The organism is Veillonella parvula, from assembly GCF_024461875.1.
Lineage (GTDB): Bacteria > Bacillota > Negativicutes > Veillonellales > Veillonellaceae > Veillonella > Veillonella parvula_I.
In genome coordinates this window covers 805,078-823,087 of record NZ_JANGAL010000001.1, presented here as the reverse complement: position 1 = coordinate 823,087, position 18,010 = coordinate 805,078, and the positions used below count along the sequence as shown (strand labels likewise).

The following is an 18,010-nucleotide window of genomic DNA, read 5'->3' as shown; positions in this document are numbered from 1 at the left end:
AGGCATCATGCAGATTAATAAGGCGGCGCTAGAGATTTTCGACTTTACATCCTCGTTAGCTGTATATTCTGAACATGAATTAAAGGTTGGGGATCAAGCTATACAAGATTATATAGCAAATCATGTAGTTAAGGCTTTTAAAGATCCAGGGGCTAGAACCGGAATCTTACATGATGCGAGCCCTATGGGCAAACAATTATTAGATTATAAAAATGGAGAGCTTAAGTTTATTGATTTATGTAAGAATTTAGGTGAAAACTTATTTTCATACATGAAACAAGCTACTGATTCTGTTGTTATTGATACAATTATCTGTGAAGCCGTTACGGATATGTCTTATGTTTGTATTCTTTTGTGTCAAGCTCATGATGCTTTTACCCATCAACTATTCAGTGAAGATGATGGTACATTGGCTACAGAACTCGTTTCTCATAAGGCTGTGTTGCCGATGCCGTCACAGAAGTTACGTGCCTTTGCATCCATTAATTTGCATGATTTTAGCGTTCGAATTTTTGAACCTAAAGGAGAATTTGATGGTGAGGTATCCTATATCCTAGCAGATAAGGTCTTGCAATTAGGGACTAATCAATCCTCGCGAGATACGGTGAGAAAGGTAAAGACTATCGTAGATAAGGTGGCTCAAGCTCATGAGTCTGATGGCGTTGTTGAGTTGACAACCGCTAAATCTATGATTGCTAAAAATGCAGAAGTATCAGATACCGTTGATCCTGTTCGTATTGTAGAAGAGGTATTTAAAGCGAATCCTATTCAACAAGAGGCGGCAAAGAAAGAATTAGCTGATGCGGATATGCTGCGTCCTTTGCCAGTGAATCGTGAGTTTGCCACGAAGGTTGGAGAGCATCATAAGATTAAAACAGATACAGGTATTGAGATTTCATTTCCTGTAGAATATATGAAAAATCGTGAGTTTATTGAGATAAAAACTAATGATGATGGTACTTTGCGTATTGAATTAAAAAATATTAATAAAATCGTAAATAAATAGTAATGAAAAATTATATTTGTCTATAGAAATATATTATGTAATGATTAAATTTATTTGCTATGCTAGTATATGGAGGTTATGATGAGTAAAGAGAAACATAAAAAAACAAACGCATTACGTATTTTAGATACTCATAAGATACCTTATAGTATTAGCGAATATGAGTGGTCTGAAGAGCGTGCTGCTGGCCTTCATGTAGTAGAAGCATTAAAACTCGATGAGAAACAAGTCTTTAAAACATTAGTTGGCAAAGGTGACAAAACTGGATATGTAGTATTCTGTATTCCTGTGGCTGAAGAGTTAGATATGAAACAGGCAGCACGTGTTAGTCATAATAAGTCTGTAGAGCTTGTTCATGTTAAGGATTTGTTAGGTATTACAGGTTATTTGCGCGGTGGATGTTCTCCAGTAGGCATGAAAAAAGCATTTCCTACCTATTTTGATGCTACTATGGAACTCCAAAAGTTTGTATATGTAAGCGCAGGTTTACGCGGTATGCAAATGAAGGTAAATCCAAAGGATTTGGCATCTGTTGTAAATGCTGAATTTGTTGAACTGACAATGGACCATTAAGGGGGGCGTATGGCAAAAAAGTTTTATGCTGTTCGTCAGGGTCGTGTACCAGGAGTTTACACTACATGGTCTGACTGTGAGAAACAAGTAAAGGGCTATGGTGGTGCTATTTACAAATCATTTTCGACAGAAGCCGAAGCACGTGCTTTTGTAGAGGATTCAAGTTTGTCTTTAAGTGGTTTTATGAGCGCTAAAAAGAGTGAACTTAAATCGCCACAAGAAGTGAAGTTTAAATCTAAAAATTCTAGGCCTATAGTTTCTAGTTCTAGTATTCAAAGTAAAGTATCAGCAAATGTTGTGAAACCAGATTTTACTACTCCAAACTATATGGTTGCGTATATCGATGGTAGTTATAATAAAGAGACTAATACTGTTGGGGCAGGTGGGGTTATCTTTTTGAATGGCAAGAGGAAAACTTTTTCTTTTTCCTCTACTGATAAACGGTATACATCGTTTTGGAATGTAGCTGGCGAGTTGTTGGCTGCTATGCATGTTATGAAATATGCCGTTGATAATGGGATTTCTGAATGTTCACTTTACTATGATTATATGGGTATAGAAATGTGGGCTACTAAGGGATGGAAACGTAATAATGAGCTAACCCAAGAGTACTCAGCATTTTATGATTCTATAAAAAATCGTGTGCGAGTTTACTTTCACAAGGTGGCTGCTCATACGGGCGATACATATAATGAAATGGCTGATGCACTAGCAAAACAAGGTGCAGGTATTTAAAGATGTTAGAAGGGAGGGCGCTATGAATATATGTGTTACTGGTGGGGCCGGATTTATTGGTTCCCATTTAGTTGATAGATTAATTGAATTAGGTCACGATGTACTCGTTATAGATAATTTATCTACAGGTATGCGCTCTTTTGTACATGAAGATGCTCAATTTATTGAGATGGATGTACGAGATCCAAAATTACTATCTGTATTTGAAGAGTTTAAGCCGTCTATTGTTTTCCATGAAGCGGCGCAAACAATGGTACAATCCTCCATGGAGAACCCAAGTTATGACTGTGATGTAAATCTAATAGGGCTTATTAATGTCCTCGATGCTTGTCGTAAAGTGAATGTTGGACAATTTTTAATGCCTTCATCAGCTGCTGTATATGGCGACTTAGCAGTATTGCCATTGACTGAAGACTTGAGTGGTATGCCTTCGTCTTTTTACGGCTTAACAAAGCTTACTGCAGAAGGCTATTTGCGAATTTATCATGAAGCTTTTGGATTAAATACAGTATGCTTTAGATATGCAAATGTATATGGACCACGTCAAGGTGATGGCGGTGAAGGTGGCGTTATCAGTATTTTCAACCGTTTGATTGTCGAAGGGCAACCATTAACTGTATTTGGTGATGGTGAGCAAACTAGAGATTTCATTTATGTAGATGATGTGGTAGATGCTAACATTAAGGCTATGGGGAATGGTCAATGCACAGGTATTTATAATATATCTACCAATAAGGGAACATCTGTGAATGAGTTGATTACGCGATTCCGGGCTATTAGTGGGACAGATTTTATGGTTTATTATGAAGATGAGCGGATAGGGGATATTAAACATTCGCGCTTAAGTAATGTGAAAGCTGAACGTGATTTTGGCTTTACTGCTACTACAACATTAGAGGACGGCTTACAAAAGACATTAGAATACTTTAAAGCTCATCATAAGTAAGGAGAATAAGGTTTGGGGATATGAGTGATACACAATTTTGGGTAACTGTAGGTGTCTGGAATCTTATCGTATTCAGTATGTACGGATACGATAAATTATGTGCCATTAATGGATATGATCGGATTTCAGAGTTCACATTATTATTTTTAGCGTTTGCCTTTGGTGGTGTTGGTGCTTTATTAGGTATGGTCCTATGGCGTCATAAGACGTTAAAGCTTAAATTTAAATTAGCCATTCCTTTTGCATTACTTTGGTCTGTATATGCGGTTGGATTCGGTTATGGCTTGTGGGTGAAATGATTGTATAAACTAATATTTTATTCATTCTTTTATGATATAATAAGAGAATATTGTACATAAAATGTCAGTGAAGGAGATATTTGATGTTGCGATTACAATCAGGTTTTGAGTTAGATTATGCTAATATATATAATGAAAGTTGCATACAAGAACGTGATGTGAATAATTTTGAACGGGCTATACAAAATGTATGGCGTCATACAAATATTTTGCGTTCTACAGGCTTTGAAGAAGGTCATGTTTCTAAAGATGGTTTACCTGAACCTGTGTTGTTTTATCAACTTCCATATATTTCAGAAGATGGTATCAATACACCAGATATGTTAGAGCGGCTTTACGAATTACGTGACTATGCACGCCATAATATTGATACAGTTGTATCTGTAGGTATTGGGGGCTCCTATTTGGGAAGCAAAGTTATTTTTGATGTACAATGTGGAGCATTTTGGAATAACTACAGTGCAGAGGAACGCGACGGCTATCCTAGGATGTACTTTGCGGGCTTTAATGTGGATGGTGATTACTTAGTAGGGCTAATTCGTACGTTAGAGTGTCAAGCTCAGAAAAAAGGACCTGACTATAAGGTGATGCTCGTTATTAATTCTAAGTCTGGATCTACCATTGAACCTATGGCTAACTTCATGATTTTGGAGAAAGCTTTACAAGATCGTAATATTAATTACGAAGTGATAGCTGTTACAGATGTATCTGATGATGAACATCCTACGATTTTACGATCTATGGCGATAGAAAATAATTGGAAGACCTATAGCATTCCTTATGGTGTAGGTGGTCGTTTCTCTGTATTTACAGAAGTTGGTTTTGTAACAGCCGCTCTTGTAGGATTTGATATTGAAGGATTTTTAGCTGGTGCTGCATCTATGGATGCAGCATGTCAAGAAGAAGACATTTTTAAAAATCCAGGCCTTTTAAGTGCATTATTGAAATATATTGCATCTGAACGATATGGTCGTATTATAGAGGTGTTTATGCCTTATAGTGAAGCACTCCACTCATTATCTGATTGGTATGTGCAGCTCCTATCCGAATCTCTTGGAAAAATGAGTAATACTTGTCTACCATATGGTCGTACGCCAGTAGCAGCAGTAGGTACTATGGATATGCATGCTCAAGTTCAAGAGCATCAAGAGGGGCGCCTAAATAAGGTAGTTCAATTTATTAAGGTTAAGGACTGGAAACATAATCTCATTGTTCCTGATTCTTATAGTCAATATGAACGGTTACACTCTCTATCTGATGTAGGCATTTGTGATATTTTAAATATTGCTTTAGATGCTAATAGAGAAGCCTTGTCTAGTGACAATCGTTTTAACATGACTATAACTGTACCAACATTAAACGCATTCCATTTAGGAGAAATTATGTTTATGCATTGTTGGGCCGTTTATTTTGAGTCCATTTTTGCGGGTGTTGATGCTTTTGATCAACCAGGGGTAGAGGTTTATAAGCGTCTCATTGGACCTAAATTGGCTCGAGCAAAGGATGTACATAATTCATGAGGGGGAACTATGAATATTTTAGTAACAGGTGGTGCTGGTTATATTGGGAGTCATACTGTACGTGCTTTACAACAAGCAGGATATACACCAATCATTGTAGATAATTTATCTCGAGGGCATGTAGAATCTATTCCTGAAGGGGTAAAGTTCTACAATATGGATATTGCAGATCCTAAACTAGTAGGCATTATGAAAGAACATAACATCCTAGGTGTCATGCATTTTGCTGCTCACTCACAAGTTGGTGAATCCATGCAAAATCCAGCTATTTATTATGAAAATAATGTAGTTGGTTCCTATCACCTTATTGAGTCTGCTCGTACCGCAGGTATAAAGCATTTTGTATTTTCTAGTACGGCTGCTGTGTATGGTGAGCCAAAGGTAGTGCCTATTCGTGAGGATGCTCAACTGCAACCAACAAATGTATATGGTCGCACTAAATTGATGATAGAAGAAATGTTATCTGATTATAGTTCTATCTATGGTTCTACATATGTTGCGTTGCGTTATTTCAATGCGGCCGGTGCAGATCCGTCTGGTATAATTGGAGAAGACCATCATCCTGAAACTCATTTGATTCCACTTGTGTTAGATGCGGCTCGCGGTAAAAGAGAGCATATAACTGTATTTGGTACTGATTATGATACGGCTGATGGCACATGTGTACGCGACTATATTCATGTCAATGATTTAGCAACTGCTCACGTATTGGCTATGGACTACTTACGTAAAGGCGGAGAATCTCAAGTATTTAATCTTGGTAGTGGCAATGGATTTTCTGTAAAGGAAATCATCGAGACTGCAAAAGAGGTTACAGGTATCGATATTCCTGTTCAATATGGTGATCGCCGTGCTGGTGATCCAGGAACATTAATTGCGTCCTCTGAAAAAATTAAAAATTTACTTGGTTGGGATCCTAAATTTAGTAATGTTGCTGATGTTATCAAAGATGCATGGCATTGGCATACATCTCATCCAGATGGGTTTAATAGTAAATAAAGAACAAATAGTTTTGATTTGTCAATATAATGAATGACTCCATTAGTCACCGTGGTGACTGGTAGAGTCATTTTTTTGTAGGATTTTAAAAGAGCCTCCTAGAATATGTCAGCAGGAGGTGGATTATGAATTTACGAGACTATATAGAACGTATGAAAATGTGGATTGATAAGCAGCATTTTATTATGCGCCACTATAAGTTTGCACTTGGTATTTTCCTTATCATTACGGTGGCCCTTTTAGGTATTGGTATTTTTTATCCTCATGAGGAGGAAAATATTCATATTAGTTTAGATCAATCTAATAGTAGAGAGGGTAATCAAAATGAACGAGGCTCAGAGAAATTATCAAACGAAACAATACATGGTAATAGAACAGGGAAAGGAAAGAATTATTTTAAAGATGAAAGTGATATAAAAGATGTAAAGGATAGAGAGGTAAAAAGCAATGTTCATGGACGATTATTATATGATATCACCGGTGTTGAGCGAGTAAATCCTTGGCGAGAGGTTTTTAAAGATATTCCTATAGATGATTTACTTGGTCAGAATAAGATAACTAAAGATAGTAATGGCAATTTCGTTGATATAAATAATAATTTATATGAGTCCGATGATGAAATGAGTACTTTTGGAAAAGCGGAAGATAAAAGTCGTAGAAATGGAAAATATCAACAAATAAGAAATAATAAAAAACATAGAAATAATTATATTGAAATAAAGGGGCAAGATACTAGTGTTGGACCAGTTAAATCCAGTATACAAACTACTGTAAGCCATCCTACTAAACAACATCCCATAGAGCTTATAGGTATTATTGAGGGACAACAGAATATTGCCATTTTACGAAAAGGCACAGAGGAACAAATGGTTAGTATAGGAAGTGTCTGGAAAGAAATATCAGTATCTAAGATAACTGCAAGTGGTGTAGAAATTATTGAAGGAGGTTCATCACGGTGGCTAAGAATCGAATAAGCTTTATAGGTCTAACATTTATAGATAAGATTATAGTGACTGTTATATTGCAAATAAGCTTATGGATGGTCGTCATGCTTGTAACTCCCTTCATGGTATTTGCTAATGGTACTGATAGGATAGCTACTAATAGTACTGATAGGATAACTACTAGTAGTTCTGAAACTATCGTAAATAGTAATGAAGTAGATAAAAATGAAAAAAAGGTTGGGAACGAACTCATAACGATTTCTGTACGCAATGCATCCTTAAAGGAGACCGTCTTAGGCATTTGTCGTAGTTATGGTATATCCGTTATTGGTGTAGAGTCGTTAAAAGGGAGTATTACGGCCACTGTAAAGGGAGAATCACCAGAAGCAATTATTAATGAGTTAGGTAAGTTATATCATTTTTCCGTATCGAAGGAGCATAATACCCTTCTTATTGATTCTGATGATGAAACACTTGAAAAAAGAGAGCTATATGTTATATCACCTGAACATTTGCCAGCTGAGTCTTTGAAAAATGTGGTAGGCACAGTGGTAAAAAACGATAAAATGGCAGTGCTTTCAGAACAAAACGAAGTAATTATGCATTTGACGAGTGGAGAAAAGCGACGTGTAGAAACCTTAGTACGTGCTATCGACAAGGAACCAAAACAAGTGCAATTAGAAGCTACCATCATTGCTATGGAACAATCCTATGCTAAGGAACAAGGATTTAGATGGTCTTGGCTTAGCTTGACAGGTCATGGAGAAGATAAAACACATTCCTATGGTGCCGTTACCTTTGGCAAAACCCCGACTGGAGAGGCCTATAAGTTCTTTGTAAAACCAGAGCTAAGTCTTATGGAAAGCTCAGGTAAAGCCGTTCTAATTGCAAAGCCATCTATTATGGCTATCAATGGTGAGACTGCACATATCTTGATAGGTGAAAGAATACCAGTTATAGAAGAATCGGAAGTGAATGGAGAACGAAAGCGTTCTACTCGTTATGAAGAGGTGGGCATTAAGTTGAATTATACTCCTATTATTACTGCTGATGATGGTGTAGATGCTAAAATACATGCAGAGGTGAGTACACCTATTATGGTATCTGAAATGAAAGCCTATAAAATAAGCACACGTCAAGCACATACAAGAGTACGATTACAACCAGGAGAAGTGCTGGTTATTGGTGGACTCATGGACAATCGAGATCAACATCAAATACAAAAGATACCTATTTTAGGAGATATCCCTTTGTTAGGAAAATTATTTCGTCATAGTCGAAAAACAAAAGATTCTATAGAAATGTTAATGTTAGTGAGGGCAACTGTGGTATAATGAAGAGTAAATGATTAGGAGGTTGTGAATGGAACGCATTCGAATGATAGGCCTTGGAAAATCGTTTGGAGTGCGCCAAGTATTTTCCAATGTGTCCTTTGAGTTAAAAGAAGGGGATCGACTCGCTTTGGTAGGCCCTAATGGGGCTGGGAAATCTACTTTGTTAAAGTGCATATTAGGCTATGAAGAGCTGGATGAAGGTAATGTAGTTAAGTCGCCTGTTGCTAGTATTGGCTATTTACAACAAGATGTAAATCTGGGAGATGATAGCCTTGCTACGGAAATAGAAAAGGCTTGGGCCGATGTTCATGCATTGGAAAAACAATTAAAAGAGCTCACTAGTCGTTTGGAAACTGAAGAGGCTAGCGAATCGGATTTACAACGCTTAGATTATTTACAGAATCGTCTAGAATGGTTAGGTGGGTATGACTATGAGCAAAAGACAAAGCGCATAGTCTATGGTCTTGGTTTTACTGACGATGACTTAGATAAGCCGGCTAATGCATTTTCAGGTGGTCAAAAAACACGTATTAACTTAGCTAAAGCATTAGTACGTAGTCCTGATTTTTTATTCTTAGACGAACCGACAAACCATTTAGATATGGATATGCTTGAGTGGTTAGAGGGTTATTTATCTGCCTATCAGGGTGGAATTCTCATTGTAAGTCATGACCGGTATTTTTTAGACCGTATTGTCACAGGTGTTGTAGAGTTAGATAATCACAAAGCCACAACCTATCGCGGTAACTATAGTCGGTATATTCAACAACGGGATGAACGCTTAAAGGCAGATATGGTGGCTTATGAAAAGCAACAGGAGTACATTAAGAAAACAGAGGCTTATATAGATAAATACCGTGCTGGTATCAAGTCTAAAATGGCTCGTGGCCGTCAGTCTCAACTCAATCGATTAGAACGTCTAGAGGCACCTGTTACTTCACATCATTTACAATTTTCTTTTCCTCCCGCAGCGATGAGTGCTGACAAAGTTTTAGTCTTGGATCATTTATCTGTCGGATATGGTGAAAGTCGTATTATTAATGATATCTCTCTTGTTGTTCGACGTGGTGAATCCGTAGCACTTATCGGGCCTAATGGAGCTGGTAAGTCTACACTGGTGAAAACTATTGTAGGAGAATTATTCCCTGAAAATGGTCATGTAGATATTGGCAATCGCGTACAAGTCGGTTACTTCTCACAAGAGCACGAAGAGCTGCACGATTCTTGGCAGGTAGTAGAAGAGATTATGAATTACTTTAACTACAGTGAGGATAAGGCGCGTAATGTGCTTGGGTCGTTCTTATTTAAAGGGGATGATGTATTTAAGTTAGTAGGTGAATTATCGGGTGGTGAGCGAGCTCGGTTAGCTTTACTTAAGTTATTTCTTCAAGGTGATAATTTCCTAATTTTAGATGAACCGACAAACCATTTAGATATTCCTACACGAGAAATTGTAGAGAGAGCATTACAACAGTTTGAAGGGACTTGCTTTATTATTTCTCATGATAGATACTTCTTAGATCAAGTTTCTACAAAAACAGTAATTCTAGATGAAGGTAAAATTACAGAGTACCTCGGTAATTATTCATACTATAAGGAAAAACTGAAAGAGCAAGAAGACTTATTAGCATTAGTTAATGAGAAAAACTTTGAGAGCAGTAAGAGTGATAGTAAAGCTACTCCTACTAATGAGTCAATGCTTTCAGTATCAGAAGCTACAGAGGAAAATCAGAAGAAGCCAAATGCTTATATGGTAGAAAAACAATTAGCTGAGGTAGAAGCTGAAATTGCTCGTTTAGAGGCGACGATGAAGATGTATGAAGTGCAATTAGCGAATCCTGTAGTTCAGCAAGATTTAGATGAAATGTCTAAAATTTCCATACAAATTGAAGAGACTCAAACTGAGTTGGATTCATTATATGAGAAGTGGGAACGGCTATGTGAATAGCTTTTTAATGTATATATTATTAAGGAATTAAAATCATTTTCTTTTAATTGACAAAAGATTGAAATTTCTCATAATATAGGTATAGAATTAAAGTTTTATGTTTTAAAGGAAGGGTGTAACATGAATAAATCCATGTTAAAAAAAGCAGCCATTTTTGGCCTTGCTGGTGTAATGGCAGTTGCTGCTGGTTGTGGCAGTAATAAAGATGCAGGTAATGCAAATAGCAATGAAGCTAAAATCGCATTGTTAACAACAACAACTGGTGGTGCAGCAGCATATGGTGAGTCCATTAAAGCTGGTGCAGAATTGGCAGTAAGCGAAATTAACGCTGATGCAAATGCTGTAAAAATTAACTTATTAGTAGAAGATACTAAAGGTGATAAAAACGAAGCAATTAATGCAATGAATAAAGTAATTTCTAAGGATAAAGTTGTAGCTGTTATCGGCCCAATGTTATCTGGTGAAATGATGGCAGCTGGTCCTGTAGCAAACAAAAGCAAAATCGTAGCTCTTGGTACATCTACAACTGCTGAAGGTATTACAGATATCGGCGATTACATTTTCCGTAATGCTGTACCTGAATCCTTGGCAGTAGATACTGCAATTAAAGAAGCACATAAAACTTTAGGCTTCAAAACTGCAGCTATTATGTACTCCAACAACAATGACCAAATGGTATCTGTAAATAATACAGCTCGTAAAGCATTGGAATCTGAAGGCGTACAAATCGTTGATACTGAAACATTTGCAGATAAAGATACTGATTTCTCTGCACAATTAACTAAGATTCAACAAGCAAAACCTGATGTTATCGTAGTTGCTTCTCTTTACCAAGAAGGCGCATTGATCATGAAAAAAATGCGTGAAATGGGTATGAATCAACCTGTAGTTGGTTCCAATGGCTTTAACAGCCCTGAATTCATTAAAATTGCAGGTGCTGCAGCTGATGGCGTTATTGTAGGTACACCTTGGTTCCCTAACAAAGACGATCAAAAGGTAAAAGATTTCCGTAAAGCTTACAAAGATAAATATGGTAAAGAACCAGACCAATTCGCAGCTCAAGCTTATGATGCGGTATACCTCTATGAAGCAGCTTTGAAAAAAGCAGGTTCCACTACAGATCGTGAAAAATTCCGAGAAGCTTTGAAAAATATTGCTGACTTTGTTGGTGTAACTGGTCAATTCAAGTTCAACGAAAAGCGCGACCCTTCCATGGAAGTTCAAGTTTTACAAATTAAAAACGGTCAATTTGACGCATTAAAAAAATAAAAGTTGAGGTAGTATAGTGTTTTTACAACAATTAATTAACGGGTTAACCCTCGGTAGCTTATATGCTGTACTCGCTATTGGCTTAACACTTGTGTTTGGCGTTTTGAATATCATCAACATGGCACACGGAGGCATCTTTATGATAGGTGCCTTCGTTGGTCTTTTTATGGTAACTGTTTTTGACGTTAACATTTTTGTAGCCCTTATCGTAGCTATGGCTGTCGGTGCTATCCTTGGTTATCTTTTAGAATTTGTGGCGCTTCGTCCACTTCGTAAGAAAAAGGTGTCTCACTTGGCACCACTTATTAGTACCATTGGTGTTTCTATTTTCCTTGAAAGTTTGGCATTATTGCTTTGGGGCCCTCAAACTAGATCGTTCCCACCAGACTATATTGGTGGCCTAATCGACTTTGGAGCTTTCAAAATTTCCATGGTACAAATTATTGGCTTAGGCGTTTCTATTGTTTTAATGCTGATTCTTAATATAGTTATTAAGAAAACTAAGATTGGTAAGGCTATTCGCGCTGTATCTATGAGTACGGAAACAGCAGCTCTCTTGGGTATTAATCCAACAATGATTATATCTGTTACAGTTATGATTGCATCTGCTTTAGGTGCTGCTGCAGGCGTGTTGGTAGGCTTGTCCTTTAATGCTATTGAGCCTACGATGGGGGTTATTATAGGCTTTAAAGGCCTTGCAGTACTTATCTTAGGTGGCCTTGGTAATATTACAGGTGCCATGGTTGGCGGCTTCATTTTAGGCGTAGCAGAAATCTTCTCTGTTGCATATGGCGCATCTACATTCCGTGATGCTGTGGCCTTTGGTCTCATCATCCTATTATTATTCTGGCGCCCACAAGGCTTGTTTGGATCTAAAGATAAAGGGGGGAGACCATAATGGATTTATTGAACCCGTATTATCTACAGATCGTGATGTTTTTCATCATCAATGCCATCATGGGTATTTCAATATATTTCACACTTGCAAGTGGTCAGCTTTCTTTAGGGGCTGCTGGCTTTATGAGCGTTGGTGCATATGTAGGCGCTATCCTTTCTTTGAAAGCTGATTTGCCTATCGTTTTAGGCATTATCATTGGTGGTTTAGTTGCTAGCCTTGTAGCCGTTATTATCGGTTTACCAACAACACGTCTTCGCGGATTATATCTTGCCATTGCTACTCTTGGATTTGGCGAAGTTGTGCGTGTTATTTTCTTGAATTTGGATATTACTAATGGTGCATTAGGCCTTTCTGGTATTCCATCCATTCCTCAAGAATTAACAAACTTAGCCTATGAACTTGATATCGATGGTTTAATGGGCATTGATGCTGTTGCATGGGGCAATCTAATGGCTATCATTATTTTGTTAGCTATTTTAGTATTGATTATTGCCTTTTGTGTACGAATCAATAATAGTCGTGTGGGCCGTGCCTTTGCAGCGATTAAGGCTGATGATCATGCAGCAGAATTGATGGGTATTAACGTTGTATACTACAAGATGATGGCCTTTATCATTGGTGCTTTCATCGCTGGTATTGGCGGTGGTTTGTATGCTCATATTACAAACTTTATCAATCCTACAGACTTTAGCTACCATAAGGTAGTACAAATCTTATTATTCCCTGTATTTGGTGGTTCTAATGTAGTATGGGGTTCCGTATTAGGTTCCTTTATTCTTACATTATTGCCAGAAGTATTGCGTTTCTTATCCGATTATCGGGACATCATCTATGGTGCATTACTAGTCATTTTGATGGCAGTTCGTCCAGATGGTATTCTAACAGAATCGATGGTAGACAAAATTAGTCGCAAATTAGGCTTTAAAAAGGCTCCATATATTCCTGAATCACAAGTGTTGACAGAACGTTTTGAAGCATATAAACGCAAACAACAAGAAGAAAAACAAGGATAGGGGGGAACTGAATGCTATTAGAATTAAATGACGTAAGTAAAAGCTTTGGTGGCGTTGCAGCCCTCACAGGAGTATCTTTTGGCGTTAAACAAGGTGAAGTATTTGGTGTTATTGGTCCCAATGGTGCTGGTAAGACGACACTATTTAACTTGATTACTGGTGTATTTCCTGTAAGTTCGGGCGAAATCGTATTTGATGGCATGTCCGTTGTAGGCATTAAGCCTCATAGAACTGTTGAAATGGGTATTGCTCGTACATTCCAAAATATTCGTCTCTTTGGCAATATGACAGCTCTTGAAACTGTATTAACCGGTATGCATTGTCGTACCGGCTCTGGATTCCTATCTAGCTTCTTGAAAACAAAACGTCAACGTATTGAAGAAGAACGTTGCCGTGGTATTGCCTATGAGTTTTTAAAGCTTGTAGGGCTTGAAGAAGATGCGGAAGAGGTTGCCACATCATTACCGTATGGTAAGCAACGTCGTCTTGAAATTGCCCGTGCCTTAGCGACACATCCTCAGTTAATCTTGCTTGATGAACCGGCAGCCGGTATGAATGATAGTGAAACTGAAGTTTTGCGTCAATTGATTGGCAAGATTCGTGATCTAGGTATTACCGTTGTTGTTATTGAACATGCCATGGAATTGATGATGAATATCTGTGATCGTTTGGTAGTACTTAACTTTGGCAAGAAAATTGCTGAAGGTACACCTCAAGAAATTCAAAATAATGAAGCTGTAATTGAAGCATACTTAGGTAAAGAAGAGGTGTAATATGTTAAAACTAGAAAATATTGTGGCTGGTTATGGACATATTACAGCCCTAAAAGATATAAGCCTAGAGGTTCCACAAGGTTCGATTGTATCTCTTATTGGTGCTAATGGTGCTGGTAAGACTACTACGATGAAGACTATTATGGGACTTGTAAAACCCACATCTGGTCGAGTGATTTTTGAAGGTCAAGATATTACAGGTCGTCAAACTCATCAAGTTGTAAAAAATGGTATCTCTTTAGTTCCTGAAGGACGTCAAATACTACAAGATATGAGTGTTTATGAGAACCTTGAAATGGGTGCTTATACACGTAAAGATAAAGAAATCGAAGCAGATATCAAAAAGGTATTTAAACGATTCCCTATTCTTGATGAACGAAGCTATCAATTGGGTGGTACTTTATCTGGTGGTCAACAGCAAATGCTAGCTATTGGTCGTGCACTTATGGCTCGTCCAAAGTTGTTATTACTAGACGAACCATCTATGGGGCTTGCGCCTTTAGTAGTAAATGAGATTTTTGAAACCATTAAAGAAATTAGTGCAGATGGAACAACAGTTCTTTTAGTAGAACAAAATGTACGTCAAGCATTGAAGATTGCTGATTATGCGTATGTTTTGGAGACTGGTAAAATGGTATTATCTGGATCTGCTGATGAAGTTCGCCATAATCCTCGTGTTATGGAAGCTTATTTAGGCGGTCGTGTTGAATAAGTAATTATATAAAGCGAACATTAGTGTCAAAAACTTTGAATAAGGTGTATATACTAGATTTCTAATATATACACCTTATTTTTTTATCACTAATTCTGATTGAAATAGAAGCACTATATGAGCTGATAATGAAGTGAGTTTATAAATTTTTTATTATTTTTAAGATAATCAATAATAAATCTAGTGAATTAAGAATGAAAAAAGCAAATAATAATTAATGAACATATATTGAAAATACTGTATTTTTAGGGAATTGTTGTTGAAGATTATATGAAGTTCGCCTGTAACATACTAGATTTGTAGAAGTATATTTAAAAAAATGATAAAATAGCATGACTGATTTTTTAGATATAAGATACATCAATAATTAAGTGATGAATTAAATAAGTTGAATAAAAAAGAGGTAAGTATGAAGAAGAAACAGTATATGATGATGGCTACATTCTTATGTACTACAACAATGGCTATGGCTGCACCAGTTAATATAAATACTAATCAGCCTTATAATGCTAAGAATGTACAAATGGAAGGCCATGCACCATTGGAAAACAGTGCATCTGTAATTAGCTCTGATAAAGAATATCGTCTGCGTCAAGGCGATGAACTGAATATTCAAGTGGTTCAGCAGGCAGAGCTTGGTACACGTAATGGTAATGACATTGTGTATACCGTCAGACCAGATGGATATGTATCGTTTCCTATGGTTGGTGCTGTAAAAGCAGATGGCTTAACTGTAGATGAATTTACAGCTGAATTACAGCAAGGTTTGTCTCGTTATATCATTAATCCTGATATCACAGTAAATGTATCGAAATTGGGCGGTGTTCGCGTATATGTATTTGGTGAAATTAATAAGCCTGGCGCCTATACGTTGACTAAATCTAGTACAGTTATTGATGCGATTGGGGCTGCAGGTAGTTTTAACTGGGATACAGCAAAGAAGAAAATTTACTTGATTCATCAAGATAATCCAGAGAAACCGATTCCTATCAATTTAAATCGTATTTTACAAACTGGAGATATGTCTGAAAACTACATCATGCGTGAAGGTGATATTCTTTACTTAACTAAGAATAGTCGTATCAACTTTGCTCGTGATATTGCTCCAATCTTAACAGGGGCTTATATGGTATCACGAATAGGTAAGGATTAAAGATAAGGCGATATCTATCATATAAGGGGGCGTTTTTTTGCGTTCATATTTATTACCATCCATATTGTTTATTACCGATATTGTGACGATTGTAATCGTTGCTTTTATCAGTCTTTTTATTCGATTTGATGGACACATAGAACCTCAATATATTAATCAAATGGTGGATGCACTTCCGTTATTACTTATTTCGTATATGTTGATGTTCTTGATAATGCATTTATATACACGTATTTGGCGCTATGCAGGGATGCGAGAGGTATTAGCAGTATTTGTAGCGACTACAATTGGTACGGCTTTATTCTATTCCTCTATGTTTGTATTTGGTAAGTCATTACCACGTTCTGTCTATTTTATTACATGGTTCCTCACTACAGGTGCTGTTGGTATGGGACGTATGTTGCTTCATTATGTGGCACTTCACTATAGCAGTGGGGACGATGGTGAAAGTGGCCAAGTGAATACATTGATCATAGGAGCCGGTGATGCAGGTGCAACTATAGCTCGTGAAATTGAACGATATCATAAGCGTTCTCGTCGAGTGATTGGTTATGTTGATGATGACATGTTTAAACATAATCGTCTTATGAATGGTTTTAGAATTCTCGGTAATCGTGAAGATATTCCAGCATTAGTTGCTAAGTATAAGGTAGAAGAAATTATTATTGCCATGCCTTCCGTGAAGCGAGATATTATTCAAGAAATCATGGAAATCTGTTCTCCCTTAAAATGTAAAATCAATATTTTACCGGGGATGTATCAATTACTTGATGATGAAGTTCTTGTATCTCATTTACATCCTGTTTCAATCGAGGACTTGTTGGAGCGTGATGAGATTCAGCTCGACACGTCCAAGGTTGAAACATATCTTAAGGATAAAGTGGTTTTAGTTACTGGTGCAGGGGGCTCTATTGGTTCTGAAATTTGTCGTCAAGTTTTACGTGTAAAGCCTAAAAAACTATTGCTTCTAGGTCATGGTGAAAATAGTATTTATCTTATTCACCAAGAATTGCGCAATATTGCGCCCCAAGATACCTTGGTTCCAATCATTGCAGATATTCGCGATAAGAATCAATTAGAACAAATTTTCAAAAACTATAATCCTGATGTAGTATTTCATGCGGCAGCTCACAAACATGTGCCTCTTATGGAAATCCAGCCAATTGCTGCGGTATTAAATAATATTTATGGTACTCGTAATGTTGCGGATGTAGCCGGAGCTCATGGGGTAGATCGATTTGTTATGATTTCCACGGATAAAGCGGTGAATCCAACTAGCGTTATGGGCGCTACAAAACGGGTTGCTGAAAAAGTTGTACTTGGTATGAATCACATATATGATACTAAGTTTATAACAGTTCGTTTTGGTAATGTACTTGGTAGCCGTGGTTCGGTTATTCCTTTATTCCGTAAACAAATTGAAGCAGGTGGTCCTGTAACCGTTACAGATCCAGAAATGACACGTTATTTCATGACTATTCCTGAAGCCAGTCAATTAGTACTTCAAGCTGGTGCCATGGGTAATGGGGGCGAAGTGTTCCTTTTGGACATGGGTGGACCGGTTAAAATTGTCGATTTGGCTAAGAATATGATTCGCCTTTCTGGCTTTGAGCCTAATAAGGATATTCGTATTGAATTTACTGGCTTACGTCCAGGTGAAAAGTTATATGAAGAACTATTAACTGCCGGAGAAGGTACGAATACTACTACGCATAAGAAAATTTTTGAAGCAGCTCTAGAAGATGTTAATCAAGAATGGCTAAGTCGTGAAATAGAGCGTTTTGATACATGTAAAACTGATATAGATGTAATTAATGTGTTGCAGGATATCATTCCTACATACGACCCAAATCATAATGTATAGGTCGTTATAGGTCGTGGACGATAC

At 37.2% G+C, this 18,010-nt stretch carries 17 protein-coding genes; all 17 read left to right on the top strand.

Annotated elements, in window-relative coordinates; all coding sequences use genetic code 11:
• Nucleotides 1–7: 7 nt before the first annotated feature.
• The 17 genes from NE668_RS03955 (at nucleotide 8) to NE668_RS03875 (ending at nucleotide 17,986) form a co-directional block, all read left to right on the top strand.
• Nucleotides 8–1,006 carry a nucleoid-associated protein gene (locus tag NE668_RS03955; RefSeq protein WP_227036807.1) on the top strand — a complete coding sequence of 333 codons (999 nt, stop codon included), beginning with the start codon at nucleotides 8–10 and terminating at the stop codon, nucleotides 1,004–1,006.
• Nucleotides 1,007–1,087: 81 nt separating this feature from the next.
• A complete protein-coding gene (gene ybaK, locus NE668_RS03950) occupies nucleotides 1,088–1,579 on the top strand; it encodes a Cys-tRNA(Pro) deacylase (protein WP_227036808.1) in 492 nt (163 codons plus the stop codon).
• 9 nt (nucleotides 1,580–1,588) lie between these two features.
• Nucleotides 1,589–2,314, top strand: a complete 726-nt coding sequence (locus tag NE668_RS03945) for a ribonuclease H1 domain-containing protein (RefSeq protein WP_227036809.1) — start codon at nucleotides 1,589–1,591, stop codon at nucleotides 2,312–2,314.
• Nucleotides 2,315–2,336: 22 nt separating this feature from the next.
• Complete coding sequence (locus tag NE668_RS03940) at nucleotides 2,337–3,260, top strand: NAD-dependent epimerase/dehydratase family protein (RefSeq protein ID WP_227036810.1); 924 nt, start codon at nucleotides 2,337–2,339, stop codon at nucleotides 3,258–3,260.
• A gap of 20 nt (nucleotides 3,261–3,280) precedes the next feature.
• Nucleotides 3,281–3,559: a DUF1294 domain-containing protein gene (locus NE668_RS03935; RefSeq protein WP_004697386.1), complete on the top strand. Its 279-nt coding sequence runs from the start codon at nucleotides 3,281–3,283 to the stop codon at nucleotides 3,557–3,559.
• Between the two features lie 83 nt (nucleotides 3,560–3,642).
• Nucleotides 3,643–5,079, top strand: coding sequence for a phosphoglucose isomerase-related protein (locus NE668_RS03930; protein ID WP_227036811.1), 1,437 nt, complete (start codon nucleotides 3,643–3,645; stop codon nucleotides 5,077–5,079).
• Between the two features lie 9 nt (nucleotides 5,080–5,088).
• Nucleotides 5,089–6,078 (top strand): UDP-glucose 4-epimerase GalE, encoded by a 990-nt coding sequence (gene galE / locus NE668_RS03925; protein WP_227036812.1) that lies wholly within the window; start codon nucleotides 5,089–5,091, stop codon nucleotides 6,076–6,078.
• 125 nt (nucleotides 6,079–6,203) lie between these two features.
• Nucleotides 6,204–7,052, top strand: a complete 849-nt coding sequence (locus NE668_RS03920; protein WP_227036813.1) for a hypothetical protein — start codon at nucleotides 6,204–6,206, stop codon at nucleotides 7,050–7,052.
• Nucleotides 7,034–8,356, top strand: a complete 1,323-nt coding sequence (locus NE668_RS03915) for a type II secretion system protein GspD (protein ID WP_227036814.1) — start codon at nucleotides 7,034–7,036, stop codon at nucleotides 8,354–8,356. Before NE668_RS03920 ends, NE668_RS03915 begins: the two co-directional genes overlap by 19 nt.
• 28 nt (nucleotides 8,357–8,384) lie before the next feature.
• Nucleotides 8,385–10,304 (top strand): ABC-F family ATP-binding cassette domain-containing protein, encoded by a 1,920-nt coding sequence (locus tag NE668_RS03910; protein ID WP_227036815.1) that lies wholly within the window; start codon nucleotides 8,385–8,387, stop codon nucleotides 10,302–10,304.
• A 120-nt stretch (nucleotides 10,305–10,424) separates the two neighbouring features.
• Nucleotides 10,425–11,573, top strand: coding sequence for an ABC transporter substrate-binding protein (locus NE668_RS03905; RefSeq protein ID WP_101928159.1), 1,149 nt, complete (start codon nucleotides 10,425–10,427; stop codon nucleotides 11,571–11,573).
• 16 nt (nucleotides 11,574–11,589) lie between these two features.
• Nucleotides 11,590–12,471, top strand: coding sequence for a branched-chain amino acid ABC transporter permease (locus NE668_RS03900; RefSeq protein WP_227036816.1), 882 nt, complete (start codon nucleotides 11,590–11,592; stop codon nucleotides 12,469–12,471).
• Complete coding sequence (locus tag NE668_RS03895; RefSeq protein WP_024061205.1) at nucleotides 12,471–13,484, top strand: branched-chain amino acid ABC transporter permease; 1,014 nt, start codon at nucleotides 12,471–12,473, stop codon at nucleotides 13,482–13,484. The genes NE668_RS03900 and NE668_RS03895 overlap by 1 nt, the downstream gene beginning before the upstream one ends.
• 11 nt (nucleotides 13,485–13,495) lie before the next feature.
• Nucleotides 13,496–14,257, top strand: coding sequence for an ABC transporter ATP-binding protein (locus NE668_RS03890; RefSeq protein WP_024061204.1), 762 nt, complete (start codon nucleotides 13,496–13,498; stop codon nucleotides 14,255–14,257).
• A gap of 1 nt (nucleotide 14,258) precedes the next feature.
• Complete coding sequence (locus NE668_RS03885) at nucleotides 14,259–14,969, top strand: ABC transporter ATP-binding protein (protein WP_195394902.1); 711 nt, start codon at nucleotides 14,259–14,261, stop codon at nucleotides 14,967–14,969.
• Nucleotides 14,970–15,378: 409 nt separating this feature from the next.
• Nucleotides 15,379–16,122, top strand: a complete 744-nt coding sequence (locus tag NE668_RS03880; RefSeq protein ID WP_004693377.1) for a polysaccharide biosynthesis/export family protein — start codon at nucleotides 15,379–15,381, stop codon at nucleotides 16,120–16,122.
• A gap of 37 nt (nucleotides 16,123–16,159) precedes the next feature.
• Nucleotides 16,160–17,986 (top strand): polysaccharide biosynthesis protein, encoded by a 1,827-nt coding sequence (locus NE668_RS03875; protein ID WP_227036817.1) that lies wholly within the window; start codon nucleotides 16,160–16,162, stop codon nucleotides 17,984–17,986.
• Nucleotides 17,987–18,010 lie beyond the last annotated feature (24 nt).

Coding starts and splice junctions, on each gene's coding strand:
- NE668_RS03940 (WP_227036810.1), top strand. CDS start 2,337: ATGAATATATGTGTTACTGGTGGGGCCGGATTTATTGGTTCCCATTTA.
- NE668_RS03945 (WP_227036809.1), top strand. CDS start 1,589: ATGGCAAAAAAGTTTTATGCTGTTCGTCAGGGTCGTGTACCAGGAGTT.
- NE668_RS03890 (WP_024061204.1), top strand. CDS start 13,496: ATGCTATTAGAATTAAATGACGTAAGTAAAAGCTTTGGTGGCGTTGCA.
- ybaK (WP_227036808.1), top strand. CDS start 1,088: ATGAGTAAAGAGAAACATAAAAAAACAAACGCATTACGTATTTTAGAT.
- NE668_RS03930 (WP_227036811.1), top strand. CDS start 3,643: ATGTTGCGATTACAATCAGGTTTTGAGTTAGATTATGCTAATATATAT.
- NE668_RS03920 (WP_227036813.1), top strand. CDS start 6,204: ATGAATTTACGAGACTATATAGAACGTATGAAAATGTGGATTGATAAG.
- NE668_RS03955 (WP_227036807.1), top strand. CDS start 8: ATGCAGATTAATAAGGCGGCGCTAGAGATTTTCGACTTTACATCCTCG.
- NE668_RS03905 (WP_101928159.1), top strand. CDS start 10,425: ATGAATAAATCCATGTTAAAAAAAGCAGCCATTTTTGGCCTTGCTGGT.
- NE668_RS03885 (WP_195394902.1), top strand. CDS start 14,259: ATGTTAAAACTAGAAAATATTGTGGCTGGTTATGGACATATTACAGCC.
- NE668_RS03935 (WP_004697386.1), top strand. CDS start 3,281: ATGAGTGATACACAATTTTGGGTAACTGTAGGTGTCTGGAATCTTATC.
- NE668_RS03895 (WP_024061205.1), top strand. CDS start 12,471: ATGGATTTATTGAACCCGTATTATCTACAGATCGTGATGTTTTTCATC.
- NE668_RS03880 (WP_004693377.1), top strand. CDS start 15,379: ATGAAGAAGAAACAGTATATGATGATGGCTACATTCTTATGTACTACA.
- galE (WP_227036812.1), top strand. CDS start 5,089: ATGAATATTTTAGTAACAGGTGGTGCTGGTTATATTGGGAGTCATACT.
- NE668_RS03910 (WP_227036815.1), top strand. CDS start 8,385: ATGGAACGCATTCGAATGATAGGCCTTGGAAAATCGTTTGGAGTGCGC.